General features: G+C 69.9%; 7 protein-coding genes and 1 pseudogene. 1 reads left to right on the forward strand and 7 read right to left on the reverse strand.

Annotated elements, in window-relative coordinates:
* Nucleotides 1-37: 37 nt before the first annotated feature.
* Genes ACKTSN_RS05965 through ACKTSN_RS05980 form a run of 4 tightly spaced genes read right to left on the reverse strand, consistent with a single transcriptional unit; the run spans nt 38 to nt 3987 of the window.
* Nucleotides 38-946: a sugar phosphate isomerase/epimerase family protein gene (locus ACKTSN_RS05965; RefSeq protein ID WP_409468117.1), complete on the reverse strand. Its 909-nt coding sequence runs from the start codon at nt 944-946 to the stop codon at nt 38-40.
* 1 nt (nt 947) lies between these two features.
* On the reverse strand, nt 948-1868 hold the full coding sequence (locus tag ACKTSN_RS05970; protein ID WP_409468118.1) for an ATP-binding cassette domain-containing protein: 921 nt from the start codon (nt 1866-1868) through the stop codon (nt 948-950).
* Between the two features lie 5 nt (nt 1869-1873).
* Nucleotides 1874-2953 (reverse strand): ABC transporter permease, encoded by a 1080-nt coding sequence (locus ACKTSN_RS05975; RefSeq protein WP_409468119.1) that lies wholly within the window; start codon nt 2951-2953, stop codon nt 1874-1876.
* Nucleotides 2953-3987: a sugar ABC transporter substrate-binding protein gene (locus ACKTSN_RS05980; RefSeq protein ID WP_409468120.1), complete on the reverse strand. Its 1035-nt coding sequence runs from the start codon at nt 3985-3987 to the stop codon at nt 2953-2955. The genes ACKTSN_RS05975 and ACKTSN_RS05980 overlap by 1 nt, the downstream gene beginning before the upstream one ends.
* 172 nt (nt 3988-4159) lie before the next feature.
* Here ACKTSN_RS05980 and ACKTSN_RS05985 point away from each other — a divergent pair, with 172 nt between their 5' ends.
* Nucleotides 4160-4921 (forward strand): GntR family transcriptional regulator, encoded by a 762-nt coding sequence (locus ACKTSN_RS05985; protein WP_409468121.1) that lies wholly within the window; start codon nt 4160-4162, stop codon nt 4919-4921.
* Nucleotides 4922-4949: 28 nt separating this feature from the next.
* Here the strand turns inward: ACKTSN_RS05985 and ACKTSN_RS05990 are convergent, their stop codons facing one another.
* The 3 genes and pseudogenes from ACKTSN_RS05990 to ACKTSN_RS06000 form a co-directional block, all read right to left on the reverse strand.
* Nucleotides 4950-7811: an SDR family NAD(P)-dependent oxidoreductase gene (locus ACKTSN_RS05990; RefSeq protein WP_409468122.1), complete on the reverse strand. Its 2862-nt coding sequence runs from the start codon at nt 7809-7811 to the stop codon at nt 4950-4952.
* 349 nt (nt 7812-8160) lie between these two features.
* A pseudogene (locus ACKTSN_RS05995) lies at nt 8161-11640 on the reverse strand (beta-ketoacyl synthase N-terminal-like domain-containing protein).
* Between the two features lie 49 nt (nt 11641-11689).
* Nucleotides 11690-13420 carry a fatty acyl-AMP ligase gene (locus ACKTSN_RS06000; RefSeq protein ID WP_409468123.1) on the reverse strand — a complete coding sequence of 577 codons (1731 nt, stop codon included), beginning with the start codon at nt 13418-13420 and terminating at the stop codon, nt 11690-11692.
* Nucleotides 13421-13522: the final 102 nt, after the last annotated feature.

A 13522-nucleotide genomic window follows, 5' to 3' on the forward strand; every position in this document is an offset into this window, starting at 1 on the left:
GGACCCCGAGAGCGTCGTGTGGGAGTCGTCGACGTGGTCAGGCGCCGCAGGAGCGCAGGAACTTCCGGGTGCGGACCGCGATCGGCAGGGGCTTGTCCGGTTCGCACGGGTACATGTCCTGCTCGACGATCGCGAACAGCTCGACGCCCAGTCCCTGCGCCGCAACCAGCACCGGCTCCAACTCCGGTACACCGGAGGGAGGTTCGCACATCACCCCGCGCTGCACGGCCGGCCCGAACGGCACCCCGCCCGCGACGACGTCGGCGAGGATCTCCGGGTCGACCTGCTTGAGGTGCAGGTAGCCGATGCGTTCGCCGTACGTCTCGATCAGCTTGACGCTGTCGCCGCCGCAGTAGGCGTAGTGCCCGGTGTCCAGGCAGAGGTTGACCAGCGCCGAGTCGGTGGAGTCGAGGAAGCGCTCGACGTGCGCCTCGGTGTCGATGTGGGTGTCGGCGTGCGGGTGGACGACGATGTCGAGGCCGTACGTCTCCTTCACCTCGTGGCCGAGGCGTTCCATGCCCTTGGTCAGGTGGGCCCACTGCTCGGCCGTGAGCTCCGGCGGCTCCAGGATCTCGGCGGTCTTGTCGTCGCGCCAGAACGACGGGATGACCACGAGGTGCCGCGCGCCCATGGCCCGGGTGAGCGCGGCGACCTGGCTGACGTGCTCCCAGGTGGACTCCCACACCGAGGGCCCGCGGTGCAGGCCGGTGAAGACCGTGCCCGCCGACACCTTCAGGCCGCGCTTGTCGACCTCGTCGGTGAGCCGGGCCGGGTCGGTCGGCAGATAGCCGTACGGGCCCAGCTCGATCCAGGAGTAGCCCGCCTCGGCGACCTCGTCCAGGAAGCGTTCCCAGGGCACCTGCTGAGGGTCGTCGGGGAACCAGACGCCCCAGGAGTCCGGCGCCGAGCCCACTCGGATACGGTCGAGGGAAGGGGCGGTTGCCATGTCAGGAGGTCCCTTCGGGAGAAGCGGGTGATGCCTTCACGGGCGCGGTGAGGTCTTCCTCTTCCGGAAGCTCCTCGACGTCGACGCCGCGCACCTGGGCCAGCTCGTGCTTGAGGGCGGCGAGTTCGGCGCCGCCGGCCATGTGGTTGGTCAGTTCCTCGAGGCCGATCTCGCTGCGGTCGGCGCTCAGTTCCAGGGTGCCGAGGCGCAGGACGCTGAAGTGGTCGCCGACCATGTAGGCGTGGTGCGGGTTGTGGGTGATGAAGATGACGCCGAGTCCGCGGTCGCGGGCGGCGGCGATGTACTTCAGCACCACGCCGGACTGCTTGACACCCAGGGCGGCGGTGGGCTCGTCCAGGATGAGGACGCGGGCGCCGAAGTAGACGGCGCGGGCGATGGCCACGCACTGGCGCTGGCCGCCGGAGAGGGTGCCGATGGGCTGTTCGAGGTCGTCGAGGACGATGCCCATGTTGCGCAGTTCCTCGTCGGCGGTCTTCTTCATCCGCTCGATGTCGAGGCGGCGGATCGGCCAGGGGCCCTTGGTCATCTCGGAGCCGAGGAAGAAGTTGCGCCACACCGGCATCAGGGGCACGGTCGCCAGGTCCTGGTAGACGGTGGCGATGCCCCGGTCGAGGGCCTCGCGCGGGGTGGTGAAGCGGACCGGTTCTCCGTCGACGAGGAACTCGCCCTCGGTGTGCTGGTGCAGCCCGGAGATGATCTTGATGAGGGTGGACTTGCCGGCGCCGTTGTCGCCGAGGACGCAGGTCACCTTGCCCGGGTGGACGGCGAGGTCGACGCCGTGCAGGGCGCGGATGTTGCCGTAGGACTTCCCGGCGCCGCGGAGTTCGACGATGGGCCGGTCCTTTTCGGGTACGGAGTCCGCGAGGACAGCTCCGTGGGTGCCGGTTGCGTTCGAGGTCATTTCGGTCACCTCCGGGTCGCCGTCTTGCGGACCCACAGATTGATCAGGGTGGCACCGAGCAGCATCACACCGAGGAAGGCCATGAACCAGTCGGGGTTCCAGCCGGCGTAGACGATGCCCTGCTGCACCATGCCGAACATGAAGGCACCGAAGACCGGGCCGATCGCCGATCCGTAACCACCGGTCAGCAGACAGCCGCCGATGACGGCCGCGGCGATGTAGATCAGCTCCTGGCCCACGCCCTCGCCGGACTGCACGGTGTTGAACGAGAACAGCTGATGCATACCGACGAACCAGGCGCCGAAGCCGACCAGCATGAACAGCGAGATCTTGGTGAAGGTCACCGGAACACCGACGGCCCGCGCGCTGTCCTTGTTACCGCCGACCGCGAAGATCCAGTTGCCGTACTTGGTGCGCAGCAGCACCCAGGTGGCCAGCGCGGCGAAGACCAGCCACCACACCACGGTGATCTTCACGTTGACGCCGCCGACCTCGAAGGACGAGGCGAAGATCGCCTTGGCCTGGTCGAAACCGTCCATGTCACTGATGTCGTCGGTCGCCACGTTGCCGGTGACCAGCTTGGTCACCGCGAGGTTCACGCCCTGCAGGATCAGGAACGTGCCGAGGGTGACCAGGAAGCTCGGCAGACCGGTCTTGACCAGCATCCAGCCGTTGAACAGACCGATTGCCAGCGACACGATCAGGGCGACGATGACGCCCACCCAGACGTTCATGGTGAGCTGGTAGCTGATCATGCTCGCGGTCAGCGCCGAGGTGATCACCGCGACGCCGGCCGACAGGTCGAACTCGCCGCCGATCATCAGCAGCGCCACGGGCAGCGCCATGATCCCGATCGTCGACGACTGGTACAGGATGTTCGCCATCGAGCTGCCGTCGCGCACCGGCGGCGCCGTGAACAGGAAGAACACGAGCACCGCGGCGGCGCCGAGGAAGACGCCGACCTCGGGGCGGGCGAGCAGCCTGAGCGCCAGGGGGCGTTCGGCGGTCCGCCCGTCGGTTTCCTTGCCGGGGCCGGGGGCCGGCGGTGTGGTCACCGCCGGCTCAGCCTGTTGGGTCATGCTCATCACCGGGTGCCCTTCGCGGCGAACTTGTCGACGGTCTCGACGTTGGACTTGTCGACGAAGGCCGGGCCGGTCAGCACCGGTGCCTCGCCGCCGCCCATGTAGTTGCCGTTGTTCTTGTAGAGCCACAGCGAGTCGATCGCCAGGTAGCCCTGCAGGTAGGGCTGCTGGTCGACGGCGAACTCGATGGTGCCCTCGCTGATGGCTCCGGTCAGGTCCTTGTTGAGGTCGAAGGTGGCGATCTTCGCCTCGCTGCCGGCGTCGCCCACCGACTGCACGGCGGTCAGCGCGAAGGGGGCGCCGAGGGTGACGACGTAGTCGATGGCGCTGTCCTGCTTGAGTTTGGCAGTGATCGTCGACTTCACCGACGGCATGTCGGTGCCGTTCACGTACAGCGTCTCAGTCGTGCCCGAGAAGGTCTTCTTCACACCGTCGCAGCGCTGGGTGAGGCCGATGTTGCCCTGCTCCTGGATCACACAGACGGCCTTCTTGGCGCCGGCCTCGTTCAGCCGCTTGCCCAGCGCCTCGCCGGCCACCGTCTCGTCCTGGCCGAAGAACTCCAGCAGGCCGAGCTTCTGCCATTCGCTCACGCCCGAGTTGAGGCCGACCACGGGTATCCCGGCCGCCTTCGCCTTGGCGGCGACGTCCTTCAGGGCGTCCGGCTTGGCGAGCGTGATCGCGATGCCGTCGACGTTCTGGTCGATCGCGTTCTGCACGAAGTTGGCCTGGTTGGCCGCGTTCGGGTCGGCGGAGTAGACCAGCTTGATGTTGTCCTTGGCCGCTGCCGCCTCGGCGCCCTTGCGGACGATGTCCCAGAAGGTGTCGCCGGGCGACTGGTGGGTGACCAGGGCGACCGTCATACGGGGCGTGGAGGCCTTGCCCGCGGCGGCGCCCTCTGCCGACTCCTCGGCCTTCTTGCCTCCGGAGCTGCTGGAGCAGCCCGCGAGGACCAGAGCCGCTGCCGCTGCCACGGCCAGGGCGGGGATGATTCTGCGGGAGCGGGAGCGGGACGAGCGGTCCCGAGGAGTGCGGTCCATCTTTCCTGCACCTCACTGTGCGACGGGGGAAGCACGGCTCTTGCGTTGGGACCGGATCCAATCCCCTGGGGCGCCCGCTGTCAATACTTTGTTAAGACATCATTTCACAAGCAGGTCCGAATGTAAGCACAAACCATTGACAGTGCGGGGTCCCCACCCCTACACCTGACCCATGACCCGTACCCCCGCCGGGCTCTCCGCCATCACCTTCACCCTGGACCGCACCAGTCCGATACCCCTGTACCACCAGCTCGCACAGCAGCTGGAGGCGGCGATCGAGCGCGGCGTGCTCACGCCGGGCAACCGCCTCGGCAACGAGGTCGACCTGTCCGTACGCCTGGGCCTGTCCCGGCCCACCGTCCGCCAGGCCATCCAGTCCCTGGTCGACAAGGGTCTGCTGGTCCGGCGCCGGGGCGTCGGCACTCAGGTGGTGCACCGCCAGGTCAAACGCCCGCTGGAACTCAGCAGCCTCTACGACGACCTGGAGGCCGACGGCCAGAGACCCACCACCCGGGTACTGCGCAACGAAACCGTCCCCGCCTCCGCCGACGTCGCCGCCGCCCTCGGCATCGCCGAGGGGTCCGAGGTCACCGTCCTGGAACGTCTCCGCTTCACCCACGACCGCCCGGTGGCCTTCCTCTGCAACTACCTCCCCGCAGACCTCGTGCCCCTCGGCAACGCCCACCTCGAAACCACCGGCCTGTACCGCATGCTGCGCTCCGCCGGCATCACCCTGCACAGCGCCCGCCAGATCATCGGCGCCCGCTCCGCCGCCCCCGAGGAGGCGCTCCGCCTCGACGAGAAGGAGGGCGCCGCACTGCTGACCATGCAGCGCACGGCGTACGACGACACCGGCCGCGCCGTCGAGTACGGGACGCACATCTACCGCGCGTCCCGGTACGCGTTCGACTTCCAGCTCCTCGTACGACCGTGAGGGCCGTGCGGGCGCAGCCGCGGCTGGGTCACGCCCCGAAGGACTGCTCGAGGTGGTGGGCGATCGTGGCGACGTGGGGTGGGTCGATGAGGGAGAGGTGGTCGCCCTCGACGGACACCACTTCGAGGCGCGGGCACAAGGACGCCCAGCCCAGGTCGGCTTCCGTCCTCAGGTAGCGCGGGTCGAGCGCGCTGATGAGTCTGTGGTGCTGCCGAGCGCGGTAGAGCACCACGTGCCCGTGGTAGGGGCGCGGCCGGTAACGCTCACCGACACGGGCGTCGATGTAGGACGTCCGCTGGTGCTCCATGATCCCGGGGCTCATGTCGAGGCCGGCGTCGGCGACCAGGCCCATGACGACGTCGATCTGCTTGTCCTCGGGGGTGGCCGCCAGGTCCTCGTAGGGAAGTTGCACGTGGTGGCCGTAGGTCTTCTCGATGTACTCGAGGAAGCGGCCGAAGCGTTCGAGCAGCACCTGCGACGAATCCAGGTCCGGTCGGGGCGCGGGCAGGATGGTGTCGATGAGACCGAGGAAGTCGACGGTCTCCCCGGCATCCGTCAGCTGCTGCGCCGTCTCGTAGGCGAGGAAGCCGCCGAAGGACCAGCCCAGGAGCCGATAGGGCCCTTGCGGCTGAAGGCCCTTCATGAGGGTGATGTAGTGGGCGGCCTTTTCCTCCATGGCGCCCAGCGCGTCCAGCCGTTCCATTCCGTACACGGCCTGGTCCGACGGCAGGAGTTGGGTCAGGGGCTGGTAGACGGACGTGGGACCGCCGCCCGGATGGAAGGTGAACAGCGGGAGCCTGGAGGAACCTGCTCGAGGTGGACGCAGGACGTTCACCACGCAGTCACCGGAGTGGTTGACGATCGGGCGGATCAGTTCGGCGATGGCGGCGACGGTGCCCTGCTCGAGCACGGCCTGGGCGGTGAGGTCCAGCTGGGCGCAGCCCAGCCGCCGGCGGATGACGCCCACGAGCTCTTCGGCCGCGCGCTGGTCGCCACCGGCCGAGACGAAGTCGGCGCGGACGTCGGTGGGGGGCTGCCGCAGGACCTCGGCCCAGGCGCCGGCCACCACACGCTCGGCGGCATCGCGCGGCTGGATGGTGGACGGCATTGTCACGACGGGTGGGCCGTCTGGCGTGGTGTCGTCGGATGCGTCAAGCGGTGCGGGCGACGCGGCCGGGTCGGCCGTCTCCCGTCGGAGTCCGAGTGCTCGCAGGACGGTGTCGCCGAGGTCGCGCAGGGTCGCGCCGCGCAGCATGAGGTCCGGGGGCAGGTCGACGGCGAAGTCCTGCTGGGCTGCGTTCCGGATGCGCACGGCCATCAGTGAGTCCAGGCCGAACTGCGGCAGCGGCACGGCTTCGTCAAGGCCCGATGCGCTGAAGCCCATGATGGCGGCAGTGCGTTTGGCCAGGCGCTGGAGCACCTTGTCCGCCGCGCCGTCACCGAGAGCGTCGATGCCGGCGGGGCCTCTCCAGTCCTCCTCCGGGGACAGGTCGTCGGGGCGGAGGCTGTTGGCGAAGAAGGGGATGCCGGAAAAGCCGGGGAACGCCTCCAACAGGCGCGGCGGGTCCAGATGGAGGACGCCGGTGTGCGTGCGGTTGTGGACGACGAGAGTCTGCAGGGCATCCAGTCCCTCGTCCACGGTGAGGGAGTCCAAGGCCAGGACGCGATCGTCGGCGACGGCACCGGCGTCACGCCAGGGACCCCAGGCGATGGACGTGGCGGGCTTGCCTTCCGCCCTGCGCAGCTGCGCCATCGCGTCCAGCCAGGCGTTGGCGACCGCGTGCGCGGCCTGCCCGGGTGACCCGAGCAGAGCCGCTGCCGAGCTGTAGAGCACCCACCAGTCGATGTCGTGGTGGGCCAGGGCGGCCTCGAGGTTGAGCGCGCCGGTGACCTTGGGCCGCAGCACGGTGTCGAGGTCGGCGGTGTCGAGATCGGTGATCATATGGTCGCGCAGGACGCCCGCGCAGTGGGCGACGCCGCGCAAGGTGTGTCCCTCGCTGAGCGCGGCCTGCACCAGGCGCTCTGCCACGCCGGGGTCGGCGATGTCACCTTGCAGCACGGCGATGGAGGTTCCGCCGGCGCCGAGCCGGGAGATGACCGCCTCGGCTTCAGGGGTGGGGGGCCGCCTGCCGTTGAGGACGAGGCGGCCGGCTCCCTGTTCGGCGAGGCGGCGGGCCGTTTCCAGGCCGAGACCGGTCAGGCCGCCGGTGATGACGTAGGCGCCGCTGCCGCGGACGAACGGCGCCTCGTACTGCTGGCCCGACAGGTCGGCGGAGGTCAGACGGGCGACGAGGCGGGTTCCGGCTCGCCAGACGACTTCGTCCTCGGTGCTGTCGCCGAGCAGTTCCTGCAGGAGGTTCTCGACGGCTTCGGGTTGGGTGTCGATGTCGACCAGGCAGGCCCGCAGAGCGGGCTCCTCGATGGCGAGTGTGCGTACCAGACCGCGCAGACAGGCCAGGTCCGGCCGGCCGGGTTCGCCCGGTGCGGCGCAGCGGGAACGCTCGGTCACCAGCCACAGTCGGGGCGGCTGCACTCCGCCGGGGCGGGAGGCGAGGCGACGCGCGATCTGTGTGGCGGTGTACAGAGCCTGGAGGTCGTGGGTCTCGGCCGGCCGGGTCAGCAGCAGCACGACAGCCCTGGGATCGTCCGGCGCGGTGTTCCGCAGCCAGTCGTCGACCGACTGCCCGGCGCGGGCTGCCGCGGCGGCCTCGGTGGTGGTGGACACATTCCTCGCCTCAAGCGCCGCACCGAGGGCGGTGGCCAGGGTGCTGCCTGTCCCGGCTGTGGGCTCGTCGACGAGGAGCAGAGCGCTGCCGAGCCGACCGGGCAGCGGAACGGGCGACTTCTGCCACTCGATCTCGTAGGTGAGTGCCTCCAGAGGCTTGGGCACATCGCTACGCGAGGCCGGACCCGGCTGCAGGCCTGTTGCGGTGATCCTCGACTGTTCCCCGTCGGCCACAACGGTCCAGCTCAGGCCCTGGCCATCGCTTGGGGTGTCTGCGCCGGACGCGAGTACGTGGACCGCGAGCGGGGTGGGAAAGGCCCGAATGGTGCACTCCGCGCCGAGTGTGGTGAGGGGTCCTCGAGCTGCAGGCTCTGCACGAAGGCGGGGATGACCTCGGTACAGGAATCGTCGGAGGCGGCCCTGCCGGTTTCGGCGGGTGCGTGCAGCACGGCGGCGAGGAGTTCCTCGTACGAACGCGGGCCCGGTTCCTCCGATGTGGCAGGGGCCCAGCGCGTCACGACGGCGGGCGGGGTGTCGGGGGTGTCGTCCTTGATCGGTTCGAGGTCGGTGTACACCCGTGCCGATGCGTAGCTGTGCCATGTGCCGTCCGCGGCCCGGGCGTTGACGGCGACGGCCGCATGGGCGTCCATGGGCTCCCACGTGATGGTGACGGGTGTGCTGCGGGACAGCGGCAGCCACCGGTGAACGGCGAGCTCCTCGATGCGCAGGCCTCGATGCCGTCCGGCCCGTGGATCTCCTGCGCCGCTGTGATGATGAGTGCGGCGGCCGCGGGCAGGTCCAGGACGGGCCGACCGTGCAGACGGCGTCCGGCGGCCTGTGCATCGCCCGTGCCGAGGTCCGTCTGCCACAGGACGGCGCCCGAGCGGGGATCGTCGATACGCCGACCCAGCACGGCGTGGGACTGGCCGATGGCGCCGGTTGTCGGGCCGCGGCGGCCGAACCAGTGGCGTTCGTGGCGCCAGAGGGGGCTGGGCAGCGGGATCCGGGTGCCCCGGGGCCACAGCCGGTCCTCCGCCACCCGCACCCCGGCGAAGTGCAGCCGGGTCAGTGCCGCGCACAGGTCGACGGCTTCGTCGCCCTGCTTGCGCAGGGTGGACACGGCGACCGCCGCAGAGCCGTTCGCTGCCGTCTGCAGGGTCTCGCCGACGGGCATGAGGGCGATGGGGTGGGGCGAGACCTCGAGGAAGAGATCATGGCCGTCGGCCGCGGCGGCGGCGACCGCCTGGTGCAGGCGTACGGGACGGCGCAGATTGGCGCACCAGTAGGCGGCGTCGGCCATCACGTCGGCCCGTGGGTCGTCGAGCACGGTGGTGTACCAGGGGATGCCGGCCGGACGGGTACTCAGCGTGCCCAGGCACTGCCGTACCTCGGGCAGGACGGGGTCGACCGCGGGGGAATGGCCGGCTGCCCCGATGTCCAGAAGCCGCGCGAGACGGCCCTCGGCGGCGAGTTCGTCGACGAGCCGGCGCACGGTGGGTCCGGGGCCGGTCACGGTGCATCGGCGCGGGGAGGAATCCACGGCGATCTCCACGCCGGGAAAGCGGGACAGAACCTCCGCACGGTCCTCGACGGCCAGCTCCACGGCGGCCATCGCTCCGGCGCCCTCGGTGTCGAGGCCGGCCAGTTGCGCCGACCGGCTGAGGACGACGTGCAGGCCGTCGGCCAGGTCGAGGCCTCCGGCGATGACCGCGGCGGCGGCTTCTCCCACCGAGTGGCCGATGACGGCGGCCGGGTGCACTCCGTAGGACTGCAGGGTCCGGGCCAGGGCGATCTACATCCCGAACAGCGCAGGCTGGAGGTGCTCGAAGCGGCTGCCGGGGGCCGGCCGGGTGAGCATCTGCCGTAGCGTCACGCCCGCCTGCTCCTGATAGACGGGGTCCAGCTCGTCCACCGCGGCGACGAAGAAGGGGTTGTCCTCGAGGAGGCGCACGCCCATGCCCTGCCACTGCGAGCCGTGGCCGGAGAAGACGAACACGGGGCGGCGGGTGCCGGACGAGCGGGCAGCGGGGTCGTCGGTGCAGGGCGCGACGATGCCGGGGCCTTCCTGGTCGCTCGCCAGCGCGGCGAGCCGGTCGGCCGCCTCCTGGCGGGTGCGTGCGACGACGGCGGCACATACCGGGCCCCTGCGGTGACCGGCCAGGGTGTGCGCGAGGTCTTTCAGCGCCGGCGCGTCGTCGGCCACCGTCTGCCGGGCCAGGCCGGCCGCGACATCGCCGATGCGCTGCCGGGAGCGGGCCGAGACGACCAGCGCATGCGGGCGTGCTGCCTGGCCGTCGCCGCTGTGGGACACACTGTCGCCGGGTGGGCTCGCGGGTACCTGTTCGAGGACGACGTGTGCGTTGGTGCCGCCGAAGCCGAAGGCGGACACCCCGGCCCGGGGTGGGTGGCCTCGCTCGGGCCAGGCAGTGGGCGCGGTGACGACGCGCAGGCGTAGCGCTTCGAAGTCGATGTGCGGGTTGGGCGTGTGGAAGTGAAGGCTGTGCGGGATGTGCCGATGGTGCAGTGCCAGGACTGTTTTGATCAGGCCGACGATGCCCGCGGCGCCTTCCAGATGGCCCAGGTTGCTCTTCACGGAGCCGATGAGCAGTGGCTGGTCGGCCGGCCTGTCACGGCCGACGACGGCTCCCAGGGAAGATGCCTCCATAGGGTCTCCCAGCAGTGTGCCGGTCCCGTGTGTCTCGACGTAGTCGATGTCGGCGGCGTCGACCTGCGCGTTGCTGAGCGCGCTGCGCAACAGGCTCTCCTGAGCAGCGGGGTTGGGGGCCATCAGTCCCGCCGAGCGGCCGTCGGAGTTGACGGCTGTGCCTTTGATGACGGCCAGGATCCGGTCGCCGTCGCGCTGGGCGTCGATGAGTCGTTTCAGTACGACGACGCCGCAGCCCTCACCCCGGGCGATGCCGTTCGCGGACGCGTCGAACGGCTTGCAGCGTCCGTCCGCCGCGAGCGCCCCCATCTGCCCCATCGATGCCATGACCACGGGTGAGAGAAGGGTGTTGACGCCCGCCGCCAGCGCGGTGTCGCACTCGCCGCTGCCCAGGCTCCGGCAGGCCTGGTGCACCGCCACCAGGGACGAGGAGCAGGCCGTGTCGATGGTCAGACTCGGACCGTGCAGGTCGAACACGTACGACAGCCGGTTGGCGGCGATGCTGCCGGCGGCCCCGGTACTGGTCCACGGGGTCAGGCGCGCGGGGTCTGCGGTGGTCAGCTGTCCGTATTCAAGCGCGCTGATACCGACGAACACCCCGGTATTGCTGCCTTCGAGACTGTAGGCGGGGCGTCCGGCATGGTCCAGCGCTTCGCAGGTGACTTCCAGCAGCAGACGCTGCTGGGGGTCCATGACGTCGGCTTCGCGCGGGGTGATACCGAAGTGGCCCGCGTCGAACGCCTCGACATCGTCGAGGAAGGCCCCCTGGCGGGTGGTCCGTTCCCGCAGCGCACCGGCGCTGGTGAAGTCCCGCCACCGTCTGGCGGGGACGTGGCCGACGAGGTCGCTGCCCGCCAGGAGACGCCTGAAGAACTCCTCGGGTCCGTTGATGCCACCGGGAAGGCGGCAGCCGATGCCGATCACGGCGACGGGGCACGCCACCGGGGCGGGTCCCCGGCAGTCGCCGCCGGTGGCGGAAGCCGCGGTACTGCGGGAGTCGCAGTGCGCGGCATGCTTCTGGTTCTCCCGCCCGCCCTCCGGCGCGGGCTGTTGGGTGGTACTCAGGAGCTGCACGAGTCGTTCGACGGTCGGGTGCTCCCACAGCAACGTGGCTGGCAGCGGCCGGCCCAGTGCACGCTCCAGACGTCCGGTCAGGGCGACGGCGGCACGCGAGCTGAGACCGTGGTCGACCAGGGGACGGGTGTCGTCGAGTTCTTCCTCGGGGATACCGCAGGTCTCGGTGATGAGTGTGCGCAGGGTTGCCCGTAGCTCGGCGGCGCCGACCGGCGTCTGCCCGGACGCTGTGGCCGATTCCCTGTCTGGTTCCATCTGGCTCTCTCCCTGCCCGCCCCTTGCGATGGTGCCGACTCCCGGCGTTTCAGGTTCTGACGTCCGTGTTCCAGGCGCCCGCCAGGTACTGCTCCCGGCATGCGCTGCGGGCGACCTTGCCGCTGGTGGTGTGCGGCACGCTGCCGGGCGGCACCAGCACGAAGTCGTGGACAGCGACTCCGTGCCTGCCGGCGACCGCGGACCGCACCGCGCTCGTCACCCCCTGTACGGCGACGTCGTTGGGGTTCGCATCGCGGCGGTGCTCGGCCACGACGACGAGGCGCTCGCCATCGCCGGTGGCCACGGCGAAGGCGGCGATGTGGTGAGGTCGGACGGCCGGGTGGGCGTCCTGGACCGTCTCTTCGATGTCATGCGGATAGTGATTGGTGCCGTCGATGATCACCAGATCCTTCAACCGGCCGGTCACATACAGCTGCTTGTCGTGCCACACCCCCAGATCTCCGGTGCGCAGCCAGGGTCCGCCCTGCTCCTCGCCGTGGAGGACCGCGCGGAAGGTGGCCTCGCCCTGCTCCGGGCGGCCCCAGTAACCGCGTCCGATGTTGGGGCCGCGCACCCAGATCTCGCCGATGTGACCGTCCTCCCTGCGCCGGCATGTCGCCGGATCGACGATCGCGATCTCCTGACCGGTCGGCCGACCACATGACACCAGTTCGACCGCCGCCGCCTGGTCGGCCAACTCCAGGGTGTGAGCCACACCTTGGCCGAGCGCCTCCCGGTCCACGGCGATGACGGTCGGTTCCTCGCCGGCGGGAGAGGCGGACACGAACACGGTCGCCTCGGCCAGCCCGTAGGACGGTCGCAAGATCGTGCGCAGCATGCCGGCCGGGGCGAAGGCCGCCTGGAAACGTTCGAGGGTGTCCGGTGTGATGGGTTCGCTCCCGTTGACCATGGCGGCAACCGACCCCAGCGACAGCCCGGCACGCTCATCGGCGTCCACCTGCCGGGCGCAGTAGTCGTAGGCGAAATTGGGAGCGGCGGTCAGGGCCCCGGGGTGCCGGCTCAGCAGACGCAGCCAGCGCCCCGGTTGCTGGATGAAGGCCAGAGGGTCCATCAGGACCGAGGGGATGTGGCCGATGACCGGCAGCGCGATCGCCAGCACGAGGCCCATGTCGTGGTAGAGCGGCAGCCACCCCACGGTGCAGTTACGGCCACGCCGCAGGTCGTAGGCCTCAAGAGCCTGGCGCGCGTTGGCGCACACATTGGCATGCGTGATCTCCACACCGGACGGAATACGGGTGGAGCCCGAGGTGTACTGCAGATACGCCACGTCGTCGGGCCGCAGCCGGACGACCCCGGCTTGAGAGTGCGCCGCCTCTTGGAGCACATCCCGCTCGGTGACGATGCGGCTGTCGGAGGCCAGACCGTGCCTCGCGCAGAAGTCGGCGAGGAGCCGGCATTGGGATTCGACGGTCAGCAGCGCCTTGGGGGCCGCATCCTTGACGACTGCCGCGAGCTTCTCCTCGTGACCCGGCAGGGACGGGGAGAACACAGGGACCGCGATCGTTCCGGCACAAGCGGCGCCGAGGAAGCCCACGACATAGTCGAGACTCTGCGGCGCGACGACGGCCACTCTTTCACCCTGCGCGACCATTTGACGCAGTCCGGTGGCAACGGCACGAACCCTGTCCTCCAGCTGCCGCCAGCTCAGCGAGGAGACCACTCCCTCGATGTGAGCGCTGTAGTCGACGAACGTGAAGGCGGTTTCGTCCGGTGTGAGAGCAGTGATGTGAGCGAGATGGTGGCTGAGTGTATCTGTCACCGATGATGGCACTGGCTCACCGAACCTTCTTTGCTGCATGCAGAAGTGGACCCGTCGGAAAAGGCTTCATGTGAAGAACCGCTGCGACGGCCACATGGGCTG

The organism is Streptomyces flavusporus, from assembly GCF_046267975.1.
GTDB classification, from domain to species: domain Bacteria; phylum Actinomycetota; class Actinomycetes; order Streptomycetales; family Streptomycetaceae; genus Streptomyces; species Streptomyces flavusporus.